The organism is Paraburkholderia sp. MM5384-R2 (assembly GCF_014201025.1).
Lineage (GTDB): Bacteria > Pseudomonadota > Gammaproteobacteria > Burkholderiales > Burkholderiaceae > Paraburkholderia > Paraburkholderia tuberum.
The window spans coordinates 182,983-204,760 of record NZ_JACHDI010000013.1 but is presented as its reverse complement, the minus strand read 5'-3'; the positions used below and the strand labels follow the sequence as shown (position 1 = coordinate 204,760).

The 21,778-nt window shown below is 64.1% G+C and carries 16 protein-coding genes and 1 pseudogene; 14 read left to right on the top strand and 3 right to left on the bottom strand.

Annotation, left to right across the window (positions count from 1 at the left end; translation table 11 throughout):
- Window positions 1-142 precede the first annotated feature (142 nt).
- Window positions 143-561: pseudogene (locus HDG37_RS21430) on the bottom strand (transposase); the annotation flags it as partial.
- 102 nt (window positions 562-663) lie between these two features.
- Window positions 664-1,860 carry a M20 aminoacylase family protein gene (locus HDG37_RS21425; RefSeq protein WP_184051080.1) on the bottom strand — a complete coding sequence of 399 codons (1,197 nt, stop codon included), beginning with the start codon at window positions 1,858-1,860 and terminating at the stop codon, window positions 664-666.
- Window positions 1,861-2,047: 187 nt separating this feature from the next.
- Between HDG37_RS21425 and HDG37_RS21420 the strand changes: the two genes are divergently transcribed.
- Together HDG37_RS21420 and HDG37_RS21415 are read left to right on the top strand one after the other, a co-directional pair.
- Window positions 2,048-4,126 carry a molybdopterin-dependent oxidoreductase gene (locus HDG37_RS21420; RefSeq protein ID WP_184051078.1) on the top strand — a complete coding sequence of 693 codons (2,079 nt, stop codon included), beginning with the start codon at window positions 2,048-2,050 and terminating at the stop codon, window positions 4,124-4,126.
- A gap of 147 nt (window positions 4,127-4,273) precedes the next feature.
- A complete protein-coding gene (locus HDG37_RS21415) occupies window positions 4,274-5,947 on the top strand; it encodes a long-chain fatty acid--CoA ligase (protein ID WP_184051076.1) in 1,674 nt (557 codons plus the stop codon).
- A gap of 126 nt (window positions 5,948-6,073) precedes the next feature.
- Here the strand turns inward: HDG37_RS21415 and HDG37_RS21410 are convergent, their stop codons facing one another.
- Window positions 6,074-7,270 (bottom strand): porin, encoded by a 1,197-nt coding sequence (locus tag HDG37_RS21410; protein ID WP_184051074.1) that lies wholly within the window; start codon window positions 7,268-7,270, stop codon window positions 6,074-6,076.
- A 304-nt stretch (window positions 7,271-7,574) separates the two neighbouring features.
- On the opposite strand from HDG37_RS21410, the gene coq7 reads away from it, so the two are divergent.
- From coq7 to murC, 12 genes are all read left to right on the top strand, one after another.
- Window positions 7,575-8,213 carry a 2-polyprenyl-3-methyl-6-methoxy-1,4-benzoquinone monooxygenase gene (gene coq7, locus HDG37_RS21405; RefSeq protein ID WP_184051090.1) on the top strand — a complete coding sequence of 213 codons (639 nt, stop codon included), beginning with the start codon at window positions 7,575-7,577 and terminating at the stop codon, window positions 8,211-8,213.
- A gap of 456 nt (window positions 8,214-8,669) precedes the next feature.
- Complete coding sequence (gene mraZ, locus HDG37_RS21400; protein WP_013090620.1) at window positions 8,670-9,098, top strand: division/cell wall cluster transcriptional repressor MraZ; 429 nt, start codon at window positions 8,670-8,672, stop codon at window positions 9,096-9,098.
- 15 nt (window positions 9,099-9,113) lie between these two features.
- A complete protein-coding gene (gene rsmH / locus HDG37_RS21395) occupies window positions 9,114-10,067 on the top strand; it encodes a 16S rRNA (cytosine(1402)-N(4))-methyltransferase RsmH (protein ID WP_090801977.1) in 954 nt (317 codons plus the stop codon).
- Window positions 10,064-10,414: a cell division protein FtsL gene (ftsL, locus tag HDG37_RS21390; RefSeq protein WP_184051072.1), complete on the top strand. Its 351-nt coding sequence runs from the start codon at window positions 10,064-10,066 to the stop codon at window positions 10,412-10,414. Before rsmH ends, ftsL begins: the two co-directional genes overlap by 4 nt.
- Entirely contained in the window at window positions 10,411-12,276 is a 1,866-nt protein-coding gene (locus HDG37_RS21385) for a penicillin-binding protein 2 (protein WP_184051070.1), read from the top strand. Before ftsL ends, HDG37_RS21385 begins: the two co-directional genes overlap by 4 nt.
- On the top strand, window positions 12,273-13,835 hold the full coding sequence (locus HDG37_RS21380) for a UDP-N-acetylmuramoyl-L-alanyl-D-glutamate--2,6-diaminopimelate ligase (protein WP_184051068.1): 1,563 nt from the start codon (window positions 12,273-12,275) through the stop codon (window positions 13,833-13,835). Before HDG37_RS21385 ends, HDG37_RS21380 begins: the two co-directional genes overlap by 4 nt.
- Window positions 13,832-15,244: a UDP-N-acetylmuramoyl-tripeptide--D-alanyl-D-alanine ligase gene (murF, locus tag HDG37_RS21375; RefSeq protein ID WP_184051066.1), complete on the top strand. Its 1,413-nt coding sequence runs from the start codon at window positions 13,832-13,834 to the stop codon at window positions 15,242-15,244. The genes HDG37_RS21380 and murF overlap by 4 nt, the downstream gene beginning before the upstream one ends.
- Window positions 15,245-15,261: 17 nt before the next feature.
- Entirely contained in the window at window positions 15,262-16,431 is a 1,170-nt protein-coding gene (gene mraY, locus HDG37_RS21370; protein WP_090801969.1) for a phospho-N-acetylmuramoyl-pentapeptide-transferase, read from the top strand.
- Window positions 16,432-16,456: 25 nt separating this feature from the next.
- A complete protein-coding gene (gene murD / locus HDG37_RS21365) occupies window positions 16,457-17,995 on the top strand; it encodes a UDP-N-acetylmuramoyl-L-alanine--D-glutamate ligase (protein WP_184051064.1) in 1,539 nt (512 codons plus the stop codon).
- The gene (gene ftsW, locus HDG37_RS21360) at window positions 17,992-19,257 is read left to right on the top strand and encodes a putative lipid II flippase FtsW (RefSeq protein ID WP_184051062.1); all 1,266 of its coding nucleotides are present in this window, start codon (window positions 17,992-17,994) and stop codon (window positions 19,255-19,257) included. The genes murD and ftsW overlap by 4 nt, the downstream gene beginning before the upstream one ends.
- Entirely contained in the window at window positions 19,254-20,378 is a 1,125-nt protein-coding gene (gene murG / locus HDG37_RS21355) for an undecaprenyldiphospho-muramoylpentapeptide beta-N-acetylglucosaminyltransferase (RefSeq protein WP_184051060.1), read from the top strand. The genes ftsW and murG overlap by 4 nt, the downstream gene beginning before the upstream one ends.
- A complete protein-coding gene (murC, locus tag HDG37_RS21350; RefSeq protein ID WP_184051058.1) occupies window positions 20,375-21,778 on the top strand; it encodes a UDP-N-acetylmuramate--L-alanine ligase in 1,404 nt (467 codons plus the stop codon). Before murG ends, murC begins: the two co-directional genes overlap by 4 nt.

Sequence of the window (21,778 nt, the reverse complement as noted above, 5' to 3'; positions counted from 1 at the left end):
AGTGCGGATTGCCCGTGTGAAAGTAGGTAATCGTCAGGCTCCCCTCCAGTCAGAAACCCCACCCGCCGCGGTGGGGTTTTTGCGTTTACGCGGCCAAAATTAACAAACAGCATTGAAGCAAGCGACGCCCCCGCCCGCCTCAACGCTTTTCAACTGGTTCTCCCGCTGCCGACGCAACATCGCAGACCTGCTTCACTGCTCGTCCCCCGGCAATGAGGGTGAGCGCGCAATCCATTTTCGCGACTTCGCCGCCTCCGCCGCCTCACGGAGAATCTCGTTCTCCATTGTCTTTTTGCCGAGCAGTCGCTGGAGTTCCCTGATTTGCTTCAGCGCATCGCTCTGCTCCGACGCTGGTACGACTTCCTCGCCGGCACTGACAGCCGACAGGCTGCCATCCTGATAGAGCTTGCGCCAGCGAAACGGCTGGTTCGGATTCACGCCGTGCTGGCGTGCAACCATCGAGACCGACTTGCCCGGCTCGAAACTCTCTCTCACCACCGCCGCCAACTTCTCTTCCGCTGACCACCGCCGCAGGCGTTCCGGTCCCGTCAACACTTCCATCACTTCTTGTTTGTTGTTAGTCAAAACCACAGTCGTATGCCTACCCGCTATTTTAAATGGGAAACTGTGTCCGGCGATTCAGGGGGCCGCTCCATCAACTCTCTACTTCCCTTGCGCCAGAAACTTCTGCGCCAGTCGGACCCAATACGTCGATCCCACCGGCAACAACTCGTCGTTAAAGTCATAACTCGCGTTGTGCAGCATACAAGGGCCCGCGCCGTGGCCCGCCTCGCGGTGGCCGCCATCGCCGTTGCCCAAAAACGCATAGCAACCCGGTTTCGCCAGCAGCATGAACGAAAAATCCTCGGCACCCATGGTCGGTTCAACCGCGTCATCGACATTGTCCGCGCCAACGATCTCTTTCATGACCGACGCCGCAAAACGCGCTTCCTCGCTGCTGTTGATCGTCGGGGGATAGTTCCGGTGGAATTGGATCTGAACGGAGCAATCGTATGCTTCGGCTGTACTGTGCGCGATCTTGCGCATGCGTGACTCGATCAGGTCGAGCGTTTCTGTAGTGAAGGTCCGAACGGTCCCCGCGATCCATGCGTCGTCCGGTACTACATTGACCGCATCGCCCGCATGTATCTGCGTTATCGACAATACCGCAGTATCCAGCGGCTTTTTGTTTCGCGTGATGATGCTTTGCAGCCCGTTGGCAATTTGCACCGCCGCAAAGACGGGATCACGGCCATTGTGCGGTAGCGCTGCATGCGAGCCGACGCCCTTGATTTCGATGCGAAATTCATTGCTCGACGCCATGATCGGGCCTTCGGTCACGCCGAAGTGGCCTGCCGGCATGCCCGGCCAGTTGTGAATGCCAAACACGGCGTCCACGGGGAATTTGTTGAACAAGCCGTCGTCCATCATAGCCTTCGCGCCGGCGCCGCCTTCTTCAGCAGGCTGGAAAATGAACACGATCGTGCCGTCGAAAGCACCATGTTTGGCCAGGTAGTGCGCGGCACCGAGCAGCATCGCCGTATGTCCGTCGTGCCCGCACGCATGCATCTTGCCGTCGTTCGTCGACCGATGATCGAAGCTGTTGAGTTCCTGGATCGGCAGCGCGTCCATGTCGGCTCGCAGGCCAATCGCGCGCGAGCCGTTACCTCGTTTCAATACGCCGACCACGCCCGTCTTGCCGAAACCACGGTGGGTCTCGATGCCCCAGGACTCGAGCGAACGCGCGACGAGATCAGCAGTCGCCGTCTCTTCGTAGCGCAGCTCCGGGTGGGCATGGATGGTACGTCGAAGGGTCTGGATTTCGCCGCGAGCGGCCTGAATTTCGGGGATGAGTTTCATGATGGAGTGATTATGCGTTTGTGCTTGACGAGCATGAGATCGCCGCGGACCACGTCGGCCCGGGCACTGCGGATAATTCATTCTACGCCGAAGGAATTTTTGGTGGCGCCACCGAGGTCGGCGGCCTATAGACGTAATAAAATCCCACTTTGCGCGACCGCTTACTGCTCGCCAGGACACATTGCCGATGAACGCCCCGACCGAATTCGCGCGCGCCGTGTGCCCGCACGATTGCCCCGACACCTGCGCGATGCGCGTGACCATCGACAATGGACGGGCGATCAAGGTCGCCGGCGATCCCGACCATCCGCCGACTCAGGGCGTGCTGTGCACGAAGGTCAGTCGTTACGCGGAGCGTGTATACCATCCGAACCGATTGACGACGCCCATGAAGCGTGTCGGCCGCAAGGGCGAGGGCCGTTTCGAGCCAATCAACTGGGACGAAGCGTTCGACCTTGCCGCAAGCCGCCTCGGCGAGATTGTCCGTCGCGCGCCGGAAGCGATTCTGCCTTACAGCTACGCGGGCACGATGGGCTTGGTGCAGGGCGATAGCATCGCGCAACGCTTTTTCCACAAGCTCGGCGCATCGCGGCTGGATCGCGCGATTTGCGCGGCGGCCGGCGCTGCCGGCCTCAAATACACGTACGGCGCTGGCATCGGTATGCACACCGAGTTTTTCGCCGAGAGCGAGGTGATCCTGATCTGGGGAGCGAATCCGATCGCATCGAATCTGCATTTCTGGACGCGCGCGCAGGAAGCCAAACGTCGCGGCGCCCAGCTGATCGCAATCGATCCGTATCGCTCGCTGACCGCGGAGAAATGCCATCAACACATCGCGCTGAAGCCAGGCACAGACGGCGCTCTCGCGCTCGGCATCATGAACGTCCTGATTACCGAGAATCTGCTCGACGACGAGTACATCGCGGCGCACACGCTGGGCTTCGCTGACTTGAAGGTGCGTGCGCTCAGCTATCCACTGTCTCGGGTTAGTGAAATCTGTGGCGTCGAAGAAGAGGAAATCGCCGATCTTGCGCGACTTTACGCCAGCACGAAGAAAGCCGCGATCCGCTTGAACTACGGTCTGCAGCGGGTGCGAGGCGGCGGCAATGCGGTGCGCGCAATCGCGTGTCTGCCGTCGCTGACCGGCGCATGGCGCGAGCGCGCGGGCGGGGCGCTGTTGTCGTCGAGCGGTTGGGCACCGGTCGACTCGCACGCGTTGCAGCGTCCCGACCTGATGCCGGGTTGGCCGTCGAAGCCGAGCCGCGTGATCAATATGAATGCGATCGGCGACGCGTTGCTGCATCCGGGCGACGCGACGTTCGGCCCCAAGGTCGAGGCGATCGTGGTCTACAACTCGAATCCGGTCGCGGTCGCACCGGACTCCGAACGCGTCGCGGCGGGTTTTGCGCGCGAGGATCTGTTCACGATCGTGCTCGAGCATTTCCAGACCGACACCGCGGACTACGCCGACCTGCTGTTGCCTGCCACGACGCAGCTCGAGCATCTCGACGTGCACAAGTCGTACGGTCACACGCACGTGATGGTCAACCTGCCCGCCATCGCGCCGTTCGGCGACGCACGGCCGAATACCGAGATCTTCCGCAGCCTCGCGCGCCGCATGGGCATCACGGAACCGGCGCTCTTCGACAGCGACGAAGCCGTCGCGCAAGCCGCATTTCGCTGGGACGACAAGACGCTGGACGGTGTCGACTGGCCGATGCTGAAGCAAGCCGGCTGGGCCCGTCTCAATCTGCCTGACGCGCCATTTGCCGACGGTGGTTTTCGCACGCCATCCGGCAAGTGCGAGTTTTACAGCGAGCGCCTTGCGCAACAGGGCCTCGACCCGCTGCCGGACTACCTGCCACCCTACGAATCGGCCGACGGCGCGCCCGAACTGGCGGCCCGCTATCCGCTCGCGATGATTTCACCGCCCGCGCGCAACTTCCTGAACAGCACCTTCGTGAACATCGAGAGTCTGCGCGCGACGGAAGGCGAGCCGCATCTGGACATCCACCCTGCCGACGCGCACGCGCGCGGCATCGGCGACGGCGATCAGGTGCGCATCTTCAACGACCGCGGCTCGATGCAAGCGCGTGCCCGCGTAACCGACCGGGCGCGCGAAGGCCTGGTCGTCGGGTTGTCGATATGGTGGAAGAAACTCGCGCCGGACGGCCGCAACGCGAACCAGTTGACGAGCCAGGCACTCACCGATCTCGGCGGTTCGGCGACGTTTTACGACTGTCTCGTCGAAGTCGAGCGGGCCTGAAAGCCGCGCCGCACATTGAAGCTGGCGCCCAGCCTCGCAACTTCGAGGCTGCTGTCTAACCTCATCGCTTTGCCCATTGGCCGCAATATGCCCATGCTACGATGCGTTTTTAGCACGACCATTCGAAAATAATTCAGGAGACGCTGCATGGAGAAAATCTGGCTGAAATCTTATCCGCCCGGCGTTCCAGCAGAGATCGACCCGACGCGCTATTCGTCGGTGGCCGAGTTGCTCGAGGAAGCCTTTCGCGAACACCGCGCAAAGCCGGCGTTCGTGTGCATGGGCAAGCAGATCAGCTACGGTGAACTCGACGAGCTTTCGCGCAATCTTGCAGCGTGGCTGCAGTCGAAAGGGCTCACGCGCGGCTCGCGTGTCGCGATCATGATGCCGAACGTGCTGCAGTATCCAGTCGCGCTCGCCGCGATTCTGCGCGCGGGCTATGTGGTCGTGAACGTGAATCCGCTGTACACGCCGCGCGAACTCGAGCACCAACTGAAGGACAGCGGCACTGAGGCGATCATCCTGCTCGAGAATTTCGCGGGGACCTTGCAGGCAATCGTGCGCAATACGCCGGTCAAGCATGTGGTCGTCGCGGCGATGGGCGACATGATGGGCATCAAAGGCCCGCTCGTGAACTTCGTCGTGCGCAAGGTCAAGAAGATGGTGCCGGCGTGGAGCCTGGCTGGGCACGTCAAGTTCAACGACACGGTCTCGGAGGGCGCACGTCTGACGTTCAAGCCGGTCCGGCAGGGGCCCGACGATATCGCGTTCCTGCAATACACGGGCGGCACCACCGGCGTGGCCAAGGGCGCGACGCTGCTGCACCGGAACCTGATCGCGAACGTGCTGCAGTCGGAGGTCTGGCTCAATCCGGTGCGCGCGAACCGCACGGATATCGATCAGTTCATTACGGTCGTCGCGTTGCCGCTGTATCACGTGTTCGCGCTGACCGTGTGCGGGCTGCTGACGATCCGCACCGGCGGTCTCGGCGTGCTGATTCCGAATCCGCGCGATATCCCCGGCATGATCAAGTCGCTCGAAGGGTATGCGATCACGACGATTCCCGCGGTCAACACGCTCTACAACGCGATGTTGAACAGCCCCGACTTCCACAAGCTCGACTTCTCGAAGCTGCTGACCGCGAACGGCGGCGGCATGGCGGTGCAGGAGGCGGTCGCGAAGCGCTGGTTCGAGCTGACGCGCACGCCGATCGTCGAGGGCTACGGGCTGTCGGAAACGTCGCCGTGCGTGACCTGCAATCCCGTCACCGCCACCGAATACAACGGCACGATCGGCCTGCCACTGCCGTCGACCGAAGTCTCGATCCGCGACGACGAAGGCAACGAAGTGCCGGCCGGCCAGTCCGGCGAGATCTGCATCCGCGGCCCGCAGGTGATGGCGGGCTACTGGAACAGGCCCGACGAAACCGCCAAGGTGATGACGGCGGACGGCTTCTTTAAATCAGGCGACGTCGGCATCATGGGCGCGGACGGCTTTGTGAAGATCGTCGATCGCAAGAAGGACATGATTCTGGTGTCCGGCTTCAACGTGTATCCGAATGAAGTCGAGGACGTCGTCGCAAAGCTGCCGGGTGTGTTCGAAGTCGCGGCGGTGGGTGTACCGGATCAGCATTCCGGCGAGGCAGTGAAGCTGTTCGTCGTGAAAAAGGATCCGTCGCTGACCGACGAACAGATCTTCGCGTACTGCAAAACGCAACTGACCGGCTACAAGCGGCCGAAGGTCGTCGAATTCCGCACCGAGTTGCCGAAGAGCAATGTCGGCAAGATCCTGCGCCGCGAGTTGCGCGACGGCAGGGCTTAAGCGAGCGAAAAACAAAAACCCGGCGCACGAAAGTGCGCCGGGTTTTTTGTTGCCCGTACAAAATCCGCGCATAAAAAAAGGCGCCCGAAGGCGCCTTTGAGACAAACTGCGTTTTTTTACGACTTATTAGAACTTGTGACGGATACCGATACGAGCCGTGAACTGGTTGTTGCTCGACGAACCGGTCAGGCCGTTGATGCCTGCCGTTGCTGCGACCACCTGACCCGTTGCGTTGACCGTGTCGCCCAAAGCGTGCTGGTACACACCGACCAGGTACACGTCGGTACGCTTGGACAGGAAGTAGTCCACGCCCAGCGCGCCTTGGTGGTACTGAGCACGCGAGTTGCCTTCGATCTGCTCGCCGCGCGTGTAGTCATACGCTGCGCCGACCAGCAGTGCCGGGGTCAACTGATACTTGAAGTTGATTTCGCCGTTGTTGAACGTTGCCTTCTGGCCAGCGAACGGCGACGCGAACGTCTTGCCGAGGTTGCCGAACTGGATGTTCGAATACGTCAGGCCGATGGTTGCCGCGCCGAACGTGTATGCACCGCCCGCGCCGACGACCTGGTACGTGTTGGCCGATGCGAAGCCTGCGTAGATCGGGGTCGTGACTGCGAAGTTAGCTGCAGTAGTACCCACGGCCGGCGTATTCGTTGCGATCGTGCCGCCGTTGTTGAACAGACCGCCCGAAGCTGCCGGCGTACGCGCGTTCAAATAACCCACGCCCAACTGCAGCGGACCGTTGTTATAGCCAGCACCCAACGACCAGATCTGGTTGTGCGTGAAGTCACCGGCGACGCCGCCGAAGCTATACGTGCCGCCGAACTTCAGGCCGTTGTAGTCTTTGCTGGTGAACTTGACCGTGTTGTTGGTGCGATACGCGTTGTTGAAGTTGTCGATATCGCCCGGGTGAGCGGCGATGTAGCCGCCCCACTGATCACCCGATTCGAACGGACCCACGTAGTCGACGACGGAGTCGTACTGACGACCCAGCGTGACCGTGCCGAACTGGCTCGACAGACCGACATATGCCTGACGACCGAACATCAGGCCGCCTTGACCGAGCTTGCCGTTGGTCACGTCAAAGCCGTTTTCCAACACGAACAGGGCCTTCAGACCGCCGCCCAGATCTTCAGTGCCACGCAGGCCGAAACGCGAGCCTTGCAGGACGCCGCTGGACATGTTGTACAGATGCTTACCGCCCGAGTTGGTGTTCATGTTGATACCAACGTCAACGATGCCGTACAGGGTCACGCTGCTCTGCGCATGAGCGACGCCTGCGAATGCGCCCAGTGCTGCGAGAGCGAGAAGCGACTTTTTCATCGAATGATCTCCAAGGAATACGAATCTTTTGTACAAGGCGAAATATTTAGTTAGTGCTGAAGGCCTTGCTGTCCAACTTCGCGAGAAGTTGCCACGTAATGTAACAAAAGGCATACATGGAACAAAGAAAAAGGAGTCGCTCCGGAAGGCCGCTGTTTCGTTTACGCAACATGGTCTAGAATCGCAAATTAACCGCCCATTTCATGCGGATTGGTGCCTGTCGGGCCACCGGTTTCGCGTCGCGAGGCCTTGTCGCACGGACCTTCCGGAACGATGCGGCGGTTATCGAATCAGGGAGCGCTTTATGTTGCTGGACGAGTTGATTGGCGAGTTTGATCGGGGTTTACGCTCACTGACGGGGGTCTCGCGGATGAGCCGTCCACTGCCGCTTCCGCAGGCTTCCGCGGCCACGGCCGAAGCTCCCGAACTCTCGCCCGCGGAGCGCGCGCATGCTGCGGGTTTGATGCGTGTGAACCACGTCGGCGAAGTGTGCGCACAGGCGCTTTACCAGGCGCAGAAACTCGCCACCGACTCGCCTTCATTGCGCGCCATGTTCGATCATGCCGCGTCGGAAGAAGAGGATCATCTGGCGTGGACCGCCAAACGCCTCCAGGCGCTCGACTCGCGTCCGAGTCTGCTCAATCCGCTGTGGTACGCCGGCGCGCTCGCGATCGGTCTCGCCGCGGGGCGTCTCGGCGATCGCGTGAGTCTTGGCTTCATGGCCGAAACGGAGCGCCAGGTCGAGCAGCATCTCGACAGTCATCTCGATCAGCTCCCCGCCGCGGACCATGAATCGCGCGCGATCGTCGAGCAGATGCGCGTCGATGAAGCGCAGCACGGCAAGGCCGCGATGGACGCGGGCGGCATCGAGCTGCCGTTTCCTGTACGCGCGTTGATGCGTGCGATGTCGAAGGTGATGACGCGCACCGCCTATTACATATGAGCGTTTCACCCGCTTCGCTTCGCTAACCGGAGCACCGCACGTATCGCCTCAGCCATCGCTGCACGCATTTCCGCAAGCGAGACGGCGCCGCGCGCCCCGTTCATCGTCCGTCCGGGCGACGCCGCCTTTTCCCTTTCAGAATCCCTTAACGATCTCTTTCAATTCGCGCTGTTTCCTCGCACTTTTCACGTATCACCTTCACAAGTTGCACTAGTCCTTTAATTTATAACGGTTTTCTGTTTTATGCTGGACGTGAAGGAGTCGCGCTAAGTCCTTGTTCTAGCAAACAAAATCCGCTCGAAAAGCGCGCCGCTCCCTTGACCCGTGTTTAGCGTTCCTCTAAAGTGGGAGACAGTGTGAGAAAGTGTATTTTTGTGTGTTCCCGACACCACTTTCGGGTAGATTTTCACGGACCGGGCGGGCGGCGCAAACAGCGCCGTAATAGGGGAGAGCGAAGTGTTCCAAGGGGCGTCGGCGCTGACGCTCGATGCGAAAGGGCGGATGTCGATTCCCTCTCGTTATCGGGATGCGCTGCAAACACAGGCAGAGGGCCGGGTGACGATCACCAAGCACCCGGACGGCTGCCTGTTGCTCTTTCCGCGCCCCGAATGGGAAATCTTCCGTGACAAGGTCGACAAGCTGCCCATGAACGCCGCCTGGTGGAAACGCATTTTTCTCGGCAATGCAATGGATGTGGATATGGACGGCGCAGGCCGTGTGCTCGTGTCGCCGGAGTTGCGAGCGGCTGGCTCGCTGGAGAAAGAAGTGACCTTGCTCGGCATGGGCCGCCATTTCGAGCTGTGGGATGCGCAGATCTACGCCGCGAAGGAACAGGCGGCGATCGCCGAGGGCATGCCCGACGCGTTGAAAGATTTCACGTTCTGATCGCGGCTTATTTATATGGCTTCTGCGATGGGAAACGAATTGCAGCATCGCACGGTGCTGTTGAACGAAGCGGTCGATGCGCTGGTCACGCGCGCCGACGGCACGTATGTGGACGGCACGTTCGGCCGTGGCGGCCATAGCCGCCTCGTGCTGGAACGGCTCGGTGAAGCAGGGCGGCTGATCGCGTTCGATAAAGATCCGCTCGCGATCGCGACGGCGCAGAAGATCGCCGATCCGCGCTTTGCCATCGTCCACGAGAGTTTTGCTTCACTGCGCGCCGCGATGGCGGAGCGCGGGGTAGGGCGTGTGTCGGGGGTGTTGCTGGATCTGGGCGTGTCGTCGCCGCAAGTCGACGATCCGGAGCGGGGCTTCAGCTTCCGCGCCGACGGCCCGCTCGACATGCGGATGGACCCGACGCGCGGCGAGTCCGCCGCTGACTGGCTCGCGCGGGCCACGGTGCAGGAATTGACGGAGGTGATACGAGATTATGGGGAAGAACGGTTTGCTTTTCAGATTGCAAAGGCGCTTGTTGCTCGCCGGGCAGAGTCCGACCGTCTTGGGCCTCTCGTCAGCACGGGCGAGCTTGCCCAAATCGTGGCTAACGTCGTCAAAACCCGTGAGAAGGGCAAGGACCCGGCAACCCGCACCTTTCAGGCTATACGGATTCACGTCAATCAAGAGCTTGCGGAGCTGCAAGTCGTTCTAGAAGCAGCGTTGTCGTTGTTGGAGCAAGGGGGGCGGCTGGTGGTCATCAGCTTTCATTCGCTCGAGGACCGGATCGTCAAGCGATTCATGCAGGCGCACGCGAGCACGCCGGCGGTGGATCGCCGTTTGCCGATCCGCGCGGTCGACCTGCCGAGCCCTCCGCTCAAGATCATCGGCCGCGTATTCGCGAGCGACGCTGAAGTCGCCGGCAACCCGCGCGCCCGTTCTGCCGTGATGCGCGTGGCGGAGCGGATCGCGCCATGAACCGCCTCAATATTTTCCTGCTGATCATCGTGATGGGCTGTGCCTTGTCGGTCGTCAACGCGACCAATCAGCAGCGTCAGATCTTTATCCAGCTGCAGCGCGCGCAGTCGCAGGAGCGTCAGCTGCAGCAGGACTATTCGCAGCTTCAATATCAGCAGAGCGCGCTGTCCAAAACGTCGCGCATCGAGCAGCTCGCCACCGCCTCGCTGAAGATGCAATCGGTCACCACGGGCCGCACCCAGTACCTGACGCTCGCCCCGGGCGCCGCGACGGCGCTCGACGCACCCATTCCGACTTCCGCGCCGGCCTCGGCGCCGGTCGCGACCCGTCGCGGAGCCACGCGATGAAAAAATCGTCGGCCCACAAGAGCGTGGCGTTTTCGGCCAATCCGATTCTGTCGGTGCGCCTGCCGATGTGGCGCTCGAAGCTCGTCGTGTTCCTGCTGTTCATGGCGTTCCTCGCGCTCGCCGCGCGCGCGTTCTGGATTCAGGGCCCGGGCAACGCGTTCTATCTGAAGCAGGGCGAGATCCGCTATCAGCGCCGCATCGACATGCCGGCCACGCGCGGCAAGATTCTCGACCGCAACGGTCTCGTGCTCGCCACGAGTCTGCCGGTGCGCGCAATCTGGGCGATTCCCGAATCGGTGCCCGACGACCTCGGCGCCGACAAGCTCGACGCGCTCGGCAAACTGCTCGGCATGACCACTAGGGAATTGCGCTCGAAGCTGTCGGAAGACAAGACCTTCGTCTACGTGAAGCGCCAGGTGCCGGTCGACGTCGCAGAAAAAGTCGCGGCGCTCGACATCCCCGGCATTTACTCGCGCGACGAGTACAAGCGCTTCTATCCGGAAGGCGAGATCACCGCTCACCTGATCGGCTTCACGAACGTCGAGGACGAGGGCCAGGAAGGCGTCGAGCTCGGCGACCAGAAGCTGCTCGCGGGCATGTCGGGCAGCCGTCGCGTGATCAAGGACCGGATGGGCCACATCATCGAGGACGTCGACGAACAGGTCGTGCCGCACAACGGCAAGGACGTCGATCTGTCGATCGACAGCAAGATCCAGTACATCGCCTATACGAACCTGAAAGCGGCAGTCGAGAAATTCAAGGCGAAGGCCGGCGCGGCGATGGTGATCGACGTGCGCACCGGCGAAGTGCTCGCGCTCGTCAATTACCCGACCTACAACCCGAACGACCGCTCGCACCTGACCGGCGACCAGCTGCGCAACCGCATCCTGACCGACACGTTCGAGCCGGGTTCGATCATGAAGCCGTTCACGGTGTCGCTCGCGCTCGATCTGCACCGGGTGACGCCGACTACACTGGTAGATACGGGCAACGGCCACTTCGTACTCGACGGCGCGCCGATTACCGACGACAGCGGCTTCGGCGTGCTGACGGTCGGCGGCGTGATCCAGAAGTCGAGCAACATCGGCGCGACCAAAATCGCGATGCAGCTGCGGCCCGAAGAGATGTGGAACATGTACACCAGCATCGGTCTCGGCCAGGCACCGAAGGTCGGCTTTCCGGGCGCGGCGGCGGGCCGTCTGCGTCCGTGGAAGAGCTGGCGCCGTATCGAGCAGGCGACGATGTCGTACGGCTACGGCCTGTCGGTGTCGCTGTTCCAGCTCGGCCGCGCGTACACCGCGATCGCGCACGACGGCGAAATCGTGCCGGTGACGATTTTCCACACGCCAGGCGACCCGCCGGCCACCGGTCCGCAGATCTTCTCGCCGACCACCGCGCGTGAAGTGCGCGCGATGCTCGAAACCGTGGTGTCGCCGCAAGGCACGTCGCCGGATGCGGCGGTGCCCGGCTATCGCGTCGGCGGCAAGAGCGGTACCGCGTACAAGCACGGTCCGCACGGCTACGACCACTCCAAATATCGCGCCTCGTTCGTCGGCATGGCGCCGATGCCGAATCCGCGCATCGTCGTTGCGGTGTCGGTCGACGAGCCGACGGCCGGTAGCCATTTCGGCGGCCAGGTGTCGGGCCCGGTGTTTTCGGGTATCGCCGGGGATACGCTGCGCGCGCTGAACGTGCCGCCCGACATGCCCGTCAAGCAGATGGTCGTGTCCGACGATTCGGCGCCGCCCGCGCCCGGCGCGCCGGCCACGCCGCCCGTGGTGAAGAAGCTGTCGACGAGCCCCGGCGTGAGGAAGATGACCATTTCGGCCACGCCGAAAAATCATCCAGGAGTCGAGCGATGAGCGCGCTGCGCGAGCAACATCCAGCGCACCGGCAGATCGCCGACGCCCTCGCCTGGCTGCACGCGCACGTGCAGCCAGGCGCGCATCTGCACGCCGACACGCGCTCGCTCGCGGCCGGCGACGCGTTCTTCGCGTACGCGGTCGATGGCGCGGACAACCGCGCATTCATCGACGCGGCCATCGAGCGCGGTGCGGCCGCCGTGCTCGTGCAACCCGAAGGTTTCAGCGGCACGCTCAATGCGGCCGCCGCACATGCGGTGCCGGCGTTGAACGAACTCGCCGGCACGATCGCGAGCGCGTGGTATCGCGATCCGAGCGACGCGATGCTCGCGGTCGGCATCACCGGCACGAACGGCAAGACCTCGTGCAGCCAGTGGGTTGCCGCGGCGCTGTCCGCGCGCGGCATGCGCTGTGCGATCGTCGGCACGCTCGGCACTGGGCTCGTCGGCCAGCTCGTGCACACCGGCTTCACGACGCCCGACGCACCGCAATTGCAACGCAGCCTCGCGCAATTGCGCGACGCGGGCGCGCAGGCGGTGGCGATGGAAGTGTCGTCGCATGCGCTGCATCAGGGGCGCGTGAACGGCACCGCTTTCGACATCGCGGTGTTCACGAACCTGACGCAGGACCATCTCGACTATCACGGCACGTTCGAGGCCTATGAAGCCGCCAAGGCGCGTCTGTTCGCCTGGCCCGAGCTGCGCGCGGCCGTGATCAATCGCGACGATGCCGCCGGCCGGCGTTTGCTCGCGAGCACGCGTAGTCACGCGCGCACGATCGCGTATGGCATCGAGGGCGAGCATGGCGACGCCAACGCTGACGGCACACCGCAAGCCGACGCGTGGCTCACTGCATCGAACGTGCATGCCACCGCGACCGGCACCGCGTTTCATCTGAGCACCTCGGACTGGGGCAACGCCGAAGTCGAAGTGCAAACGCTCGGCCTCTTCAACGTCGGCAATCTGCTCGCGGTGCTCGGCGTGCTGCTCGCCGCCGACGTGCCGTTCGACGCGGCGCTCGCCGAACTCGCGAAGCTCGAACCGGTGAACGGCCGCATGCAGCGTCTGGGCGGCCGTCTGCAGAACGACGAACCGCTCGTCGTGATCGATTACGCGCACACACCCGATGCGCTCGAAAAGACGCTCGAAGCACTGCGGCCGATCGCGACCGCGCGCGGCGGCGAACTCGTCTGCATGTTCGGCTGCGGCGGCGACCGCGATGCGACCAAGCGTCCGCTGATGGGCGCGATCGCCGAGCGGCTGGCGGACGACGTCGTCGTGACGAGCGACAACCCGCGCAGCGAAGATCCGCTCGCGATCATCGAGCAAATTGCCGCGGGCATGCAGGAAGCGTCGAAAGCGCGCCGCATCGAGGACCGCGCGAGCGCGATCCTGCAGGCGATCCGCGGCGCCGCGCGCGAAGACGTGATCGTGCTGGCCGGCAAGGGGCACGAAGCCACACAGGAAATCATGGGCAAGAAACGTGCTTTCTCCGATCAGGACCACGCCCGCCTCGCGCTCGCCGCGCGCGCCACACAAACACGCGGAGGTGGCGAATGAACATGTTCTCGCTACGTGCAGCCGCCGCGCAGATCCCCGGCGCGAGCGTCACCGGCGACGACAGCGTGCGCTTCGAGCGCGTGTCGACCGACAGCCGCAGCGCAGGTCCCGGCGATCTGTTCATCGCGATCAAGGGCGACCGTTTCGACGCGCACGACTTCCTGCCGCAAGTGGCCGAGCGCAACGTCGCGGCGGTGCTCGTCGCGCGCACGCCGGATAGCTGGAGCGTGCCCGCGATCCGCGTCGCCGATACGCGCGAAGCGCTCGGCGCGCTCGCGCGCGGCTGGCGTCGTCAGTTCGACCTGCCGCTCGTCGCGGTCACGGGCAGCAACGGCAAGACCACGGTCAAGGAAATGATCGCCTCGATCTTCGCGGCCGCGGTCGGCGCGGATGCGCGTCTCGCGACCGCGGGCAATTTCAACAACGACATCGGCCTTCCGCTCACGCTGTTCCGTCTGCATGCCGCGCATCGGCTCGCGGTGGTCGAACTCGGCATGAACCATCCGGGCGAAACTGAACAGCTCGCGAAGCTTGCCGAGCCGACGGTTGCCGTCGTCAACAACGCGCAGCGCGAGCACCAGGAATTCATGGCGACCGTCGAGGCGGTCGCGCTCGAACACGCGAGCGTGATTCACGCGCTGTCGCCGGAAGGCACGGCGGTATTCCCCGCCGACGACGCATACGCGAGCATCTGGCGCGTCGCCGCGACCGGCAGCCGCATCATCGATTTCGCGTTGAACAGCGCGGAGCGCACGACCGAAGCCGCGGTGAAGGGCAGGTTCGACGGCAAGCGTCTGTCTATCGACACGCCGCAAGGCCATCTCGACGTCACGCTGCAGGTGCTTGGCAATCACAACGCGCACAACGCGCTCGCGGCGGCCTCGGCGGCGTTGGCAGCGGGCGTGTCGCTCGACGCGATCCAGCGCGGCCTCGAATCGTTCGGCGCGGTGAAGGGCCGTCTGCAGGTCAAGCAGGCCGTGCTCGGCACGCTCGCGGGCGCAACCGTGATCGACGACACCTACAACGCGAATCCCGATTCGATGCGCGCCGCGATCGACGTGCTCGCGTCACGCGAATCGCCGCGTGTGCTCGTGATGGGCGACATGGGCGAAGTCGGCGACAACGGCCCGGCGTTTCACCGCGAAATCGGCGCGTATGCGAAAGAGCGCGGTATCGACGCGCTGTATGCGATGGGCGACGCCTCGCGCGACGCCTGCACCGCATACGGCGCGGGTGCGCACCACGTCGCCGATGTTGGCGCGCTGCTCGAGCAACTGCAGCAGGCCGGCTTCGGCGCTGCCGCAACGCTTCTCGTGAAAGGCTCGCGCTTCATGCAGATGGAGCGCGTGGTGGACGCCGTTACGAGTCCACAACCCAACGCCGCGGGCACGACGCCCGCTGCACATTGAAATAGAAGGATCCAGGCATGCTACTGGCGCTGGCGCAATGGCTGCAGAATGACGCAAGCTTCTTGCGCGTGTTCAGTTATCTGACGTTTCGCGCGGTGATGGCGACCATCACCGCGTTGTTGATCGGGCTCGTCTGCGGCCCGGCGGTCATTCGCAAGCTGACCGCGATGAAGGTCGGCCAGGCCGTTCGCAAGGACGGCCCGCAAACTCACCTCGTCAAATCGGGCACGCCGACGATGGGCGGCGTGCTGATCCTGCTCGGCATCGCCGTGGCCACGCTGCTGTGGGCCGATCTGACCAACCGCTTCATCTGGATCGTGATGCTCGTCACGTTCGGCTTCGGCGTGATCGGCTGGGTCGACGATTACCGCAAGGTCGTCCACAAGGACCCGCGCGGCATGTCGTCGCGCGAGAAGTATTTCTGGCAATCGGTGATCGGCTTGTTCGCGGCGGTTTATCTCGCGTTCAGCGTGTCCGAGGCGAGCAACGTGCGCGTGTTCGACCTGTTCATGGCGTGGGTGCGCAGCGGTCTGTCGATGGGCCTGCCCGCGCGCGCCGACCTGCTGTTGCCGTTCTTCAAGTCGATGACCTATCCGCTCGGCGTGTGGGGCTTCATCGTGCTCACGTATCTGGTGATCGTCGGCGCGAGCAACGCGGTGAACCTGACCGACGGCCTCGATGGCCTCGTGATCATGCCGGTCGTGCTGGTCGGCGCGTCGCTCGGCGTGTTCGCGTACGTGATGGGCAGCTCGGTCTACTCGAAATACCTGCTGTTCCCGCACATCCCCGGCGCGGGCGAATTGCTGATCTTCTGCTCGGCGATGGGCGGCGCGGGTCTTGCGTTTCTTTGGTTCAACACGCACCCCGCGCAGATGTTCATGGGCGACGTCGGCGCGCTCGCGCTCGGCGGCGCGCTCGGCACGGTCGCGGTGATCGTGCGTCAGGAAATCGTGCTGTTCATCATGGGCGGCATTTTCGTCGCGGAAACGCTGTCGGTCATGCTACAGGTCACGTGGTTCAAATACACGAAGCGCCGTTACGGCGAAGGGCGGCGGCTCTTCAAGATGGCACCGCTGCATCACCATTTCGAATTGTCGGGCTGGAAGGAAACGCAGGTGGTCGTGCGTTTCTGGATCATCACGTTGATGTTGTGCCTGTTCGGTTTGTCCACGCTCAAATTGCGTTAAGCAGCAGTATTTAAGGAAGCAGGCGATGTTCGGCGAGAAGTTTCGGGATCGGCAAAAACCGATGGTGCTCGTGCTGGGACTGGGTGAATCCGGTCTCGCGATGGCGCGCTGGTGCGCCAGGCACGGCTGTCGGCTGCGCGTGGCCGATACGCGCGAAGTGCCGCCGAATCTGTCCGCGCTCGAAGCGCATGGCGTCGATGCCGATTTCGTCGGCGGTCCGTTTTCGCCGGTGCTGCTCGAAGGCGTCGAGCTGGTCGCGATCAGCCCGGGACTGTCGCCGCTGGCTGCCGATCTGCTGCCGCTGGTCACGGCGGCGCGCGAGCAGGGCATCCCGGTGTGGGGCGAACTCGAACTGTTCTCGCAGGCGCTGCGCACGCTCGGCGAGTCCGGCTACGCGCCGAAGCTGATCGCGATCACCGGCACGAACGGCAAGACCACGACGACGAGTCTCGCCGGCCTGCTGTGCGAACGCGCGGGCAAGAAGGTCGCGGTGGCGGGCAACATCAGCCCGTCGCTGCTCGACAAGCTCTCCGAAGCGATCGACCAGACCGCGCTGCCCGACGTGTGGGTGCTCGAACTGTCGAGCTTCCAGCTGGAGACCTCGCATACGTTTACGCCGGACGCGGCCGCCGTGCTCAACATCACGCAGGATCATCTGGACTGGCACGGCGGACTCGATGCGTACGCAGCCGCGAAGGGCCGCATCTTCGGTACACGGACGGTGCGCGTGCTGAACCGCGACGACGCGCGCGTGATGGCGCTCGCGCCTGCCAGCGGCGACGCGGAGGTCGTCACGTTCGGCGTGACCGAGCCGAAGAACGACGGTGACTATGGCCTCTTGCGCGACAACGGCATGGTGTGGCTCGTCGAAGCGCAAGATCGCGACGCGAGCGACGAGTCCCCCAAGGGGACTTCCTTCGGGGCGCCGACGCCGAAGCGCCGTCGCAAGAACGAAGCAGCCGCAACGCCCGACATCGCATTGAAGCGTCTGATGCCCGCCGACGCACTGCGCATCCGTGGCCTGCACAACGCGGCCAACGCGTTGGCCGCGTACGCGCTCGCACGCGCGATCGGCCTGCCCGGCGCGCCGCTTTTGCACGGCCTGCGCGAATATCGCGGCGAGCCGCATCGCGTGGAACTGATCGCGTCGATCGACGGCATCGACTATGTGGACGACAGCAAGGGCACCAACGTCGGCGCGACGGTCGCCGCGCTCGACGGTCTCGCGCAGCGCGTCGTGCTGATCGCCGGCGGCGACGGCAAGGGTCAGGAGTTCGAGCCGCTCGCCGCACCGGTGATGCGCTGGTGCCGAGCGGTGATGCTGATCGGCCGCGACGCGCCGCAGATTCGCGCGGCGCTCGAACATTGCGGCGTCGCGATGACCGATCACGCGACTCTTGAAGACGCGACGCGCGCGGCCACCGCGCTCGCGCAGCCCGGCGACGCGGTGCTGCTGTCGCCCGCGTGCGCGAGCTTCGACATGTTCAAGGGTTACGCACACCGCGCGGCGGTATTCCGCAGCACGGTCGAAGATATCGCGGCCGAACGGGGGACGATGATATGAGCTGGTCGGAACGTTTCGGCTCGCGCGAACCCTCCGGCGGCAACGGCGCCGCGGCGCGCACGTCCACCCGCACGGGCGGCAGCGGTCTCGCGAGCGCGGTCAACGGCGTGCGGCCGCTGCGCTCGCGCATGCTCGACTACGACCACTCGCTGCTGTGGGTCGTCGTCGCGCTGCTCGGGCTCGGCGTCGTGATGGTGTACTCGGCGTCGATCGCGATGCCCGATTCGCCGAAGTACGCGTCGTATCGCGATTGGGCGTTCCTCGTGCGCCAGATCATCTTCGTGCTGATGGGCGCGGCGGTCGGCGTCGCGTCGTTCCGCATTCCGATTTCGACGTGGGACAAGTACGCGCCGAAGCTCTTCCTGATCTCGCTCGTCGCGCTCGTGATCGTGCTGATCCCGCACGTCGGCAAGGGCGTGAACGGCGCGCGCCGCTGGATTCCGCTCGGCATCACGAACATGCAGCCGTCGGAAATCATGAAGCTCGCGGTGACGATCTACGCGGCGAACTACACGGTGCGCAAGCAGGAATACATGCACAGCTTCGCCAAGGGCTTCCTGCCGATGGCCGTCGCGGTCGGTCTCGTCGGCATGCTGCTGCTGCTCGAGCCGGACATGGGCGCATTCATGGTGATCGCGGCGATCGCGATGGGCGTGCTGTTCCTCGGCGGTGTGAACGGCAAGCTGTTTGGCGGCCTCGTCGCGACCGCGGTGGGCACGTTCTCGTTGCTGGTGTGGGCGTCGCCCTGGCGTCGTGAGCGGATCTTCGCCTACCTCGACCCGTGGGACGATCGCTACGCGCAGGGCAAGGCGTATCAGTTGACGCACTCGCTGATCGCGTTCGGGCGCGGCGAGTGGTTCGGCGTCGGTCTCGGCGGCAGCGTCGAGAAGCTCAACTATCTGCCGGAAGCGCATACCGACTTCATTCTCGCGGTGATCGGCGAGGAGCTGGGTTTCGTCGGCGTGCTCGTCGTGATCCTGATGTTCTACTGGATCGTGCGCCGTTCGTTCGAGATCGGCCGCCAGGCGCTCGCGCTCGATCGCACGTTCGCGGGTCTGGTCGCGAAGGGCGTCGGCATATGGTTCGGCGCGCAGACCTTCATCAACATGGGCGTGAACCTCGGCCTACTGCCGACCAAGGGCCTGACGTTGCCGCTCGTCAGTTACGGCGGCTCGGGCATTTTGTTGAACTGCCTGGCGATCGCGGTGCTGATGCGGGTCGACTATGAGAACCGGGTGTTGATGCGCGGGGGCAAGGTATGACGGCTCTGCCACAACGCACGCTGATGGTGATGGCCGGCGGCACCGGGGGACATGTGTTCCCGGGGCTCGCGGTCGCCCATCTGATGCAGGCGTGGGGCTGGAAAGTCGTGTGGCTCGGCAACCCCGCGGGCATGGAAGCGACGCTGGTACCGAAGCACGGCATTCCGATGGAGTACCTGCGCTTCGGCGGCGTGCGCGGCAAGGGCCTGAAGACCAAGCTGATGCTGCCGGTGAATCTGCTGCGCGCGTGCACGCAGAGTCTGAGCGTGCTGCGTCGCGTGAAGCCCGACGTCGTGCTCGGCATGGGCGGCTACATCACGTTCCCGGCCGGGCTGATGACCGCGCTGAGCGGCCGGCCGCTCGTGCTGCACGAACAGAATTCGATCGCGGGTCTCGCGAACAAGGTGCTCGCGAAGCTCGCGAAGCGCGTGCTGGTCGCATTTCCGAATGCGCTGCCGCACAGCGAATGGACCGGTAATCCGATTCGCGAGGAACTTGCGCGGGCGAATCCACCCAAAGCACGCTACGCGCAGCGTAATGGTCCGCTGAACGTGCTCGTCGTGGGCGGCAGTCTCGGCGCCGCGGCGTTGAACGAAGTCGTGCCGCGCGCGCTCGCGCTGCTTGGCTCCAACGAGAGACCGCGCATCGTGCATCAGGCGGGCGCGAAGCATATCGACGCTCTGCGCGAGAACTACGCGGCGGCCGGTTTGCAGGCTGGTGCGGATGTCTCGCTCGTGCCGTTCATCGACGACATGACGAGCGCTTACGAAGCAGCCGATCTGGTGATCTGCCGCTCGGGCGCGATGACCGTGTCGGAGATCTCGGCGGTCGGCGTCGCGGCGCTGTTCGTGCCGTTCCCGTACGCGGTCGACGATCACCAGACCACTAATGCAGCGTTCCTCGCCGACAACGGCGCGGCGCTGGTCGTGCAACAACGCGATCTGTCGGCGGAAAAGCTCGCCGACTGGTTGCGCAGCCAGACGCGGGAAAGTCTCGCGGAAATGGCGGAGCGTTCGCGCTCGCTCGCGAAACCGGATGCCACCGAACAGGTCGCGCAGATCTGCGCGACCGTGGCGGCTGCGGGTTCGATGGCGGGCGTGAGCCCAGAAGGAAAGCAATGAAACACATCGTCAAACACATTCATTTCGTCGGCATCGGCGGCGTGGGCATGAGCGGCATCGCCGAAGTGCTCGTCAATCTCGGCTATCAGGTGAGCGGCTCGGACCTGTCGGGCAACGCGGTCACCGAGCGCCTCGCCGGGCTCGGCGCGCGCATTTCGATCGGGCACGCGGCGCAGAACATCGAAGGCGCGAACGCGGTGGTGGTGTCGACCGCGGTGCGCAGCGACAACCCGGAAGTGCTGGCCGCGCGTCATCGCCGCATTCCGATCGTGCCGCGCGCGGTGATGCTCGCGGAGTTGATGCGTCTGAAGCAGGGCATCGCGATTGCCGGCACGCACGGCAAGACCACGACCACGTCGCTGGTCGCGAGCGTGCTCGCCGCGGGCGGGCTCGATCCGACCTTCGTGATCGGCGGCCGGCTGATCAGCGCGGGCGCGAATGCGCGCCTCGGCACCGGCGACTTCATCGTCGCCGAGGCGGACGAATCGGACGCGTCGTTCCTGAACCTGTTCCCGGTGATCGAGGTCATCACGAACATCGACGCCGATCATATGGACACCTATGGTCACGACTTCGCGCGTCTGAAGCAGGCCTTCATCGAATTCACGCACCGTTTGCCGTTCTACGGCATCGCGGTGCTGTGCGTCGACGATCCGAACGTGAAGGAGATCCTGCCGTTCGTGTCGAAGCCGATCATCCGCTACGGTTTCGCGGCCGATGCGCAGGTGCGCGCGGTCAACGTCGAAGCTCGCGAAGGCCGCATGCATTTCACCGTGATGCGCGAAGACGCGGCGCCGCTCGACGTCACGCTGAACCTGCCGGGCGAGCACAACGTGCAGAACGCGTTGGCCGCAATTGCAATTGCGACTGAACTCGAAGTGAAAGATGCCGATATCCAGCGAGCGCTCGCGGATTTCAACGGCGTCGGCCGACGCTTCCAACGGTATGGCGAAGTGCCGGTTCTCAGCGACGGCCAGGCCGCGGGCTCCTACACGCTGGTGGACGACTACGGTCACCACCCGGTCGAAATGGCCGCAACCCTGGCGGCGGCGCGCGGCGCATTTCCGGGCCGGCGTCTGCTGCTGGCGTTCCAGCCGCACCGCTTCACGCGCACGCGTGATTGCTTCGAGGATTTCGTGAAAGTGCTGTCGACCGTCGACGCGCTCGTGCTGACCGAAGTCTATGCGGCCGGCGAAGCGCCGATCGTCGCCGCCGACGGCCGCGCATTGGCGCGCGCGCTGCGCGTCGCGGGCAAGGTCGAGCCGGTGTTTGTCGATACGGTGGATGAAGTGCCGGACGCGCTGTCCACGGTGGTGCGCGACGGCGATGTGGTGATTACGATGGGCGCGGGTTCGATCGGCGGTGTGCCGGTTCGACTCGCTCAGGAACAGAAGGTGTGA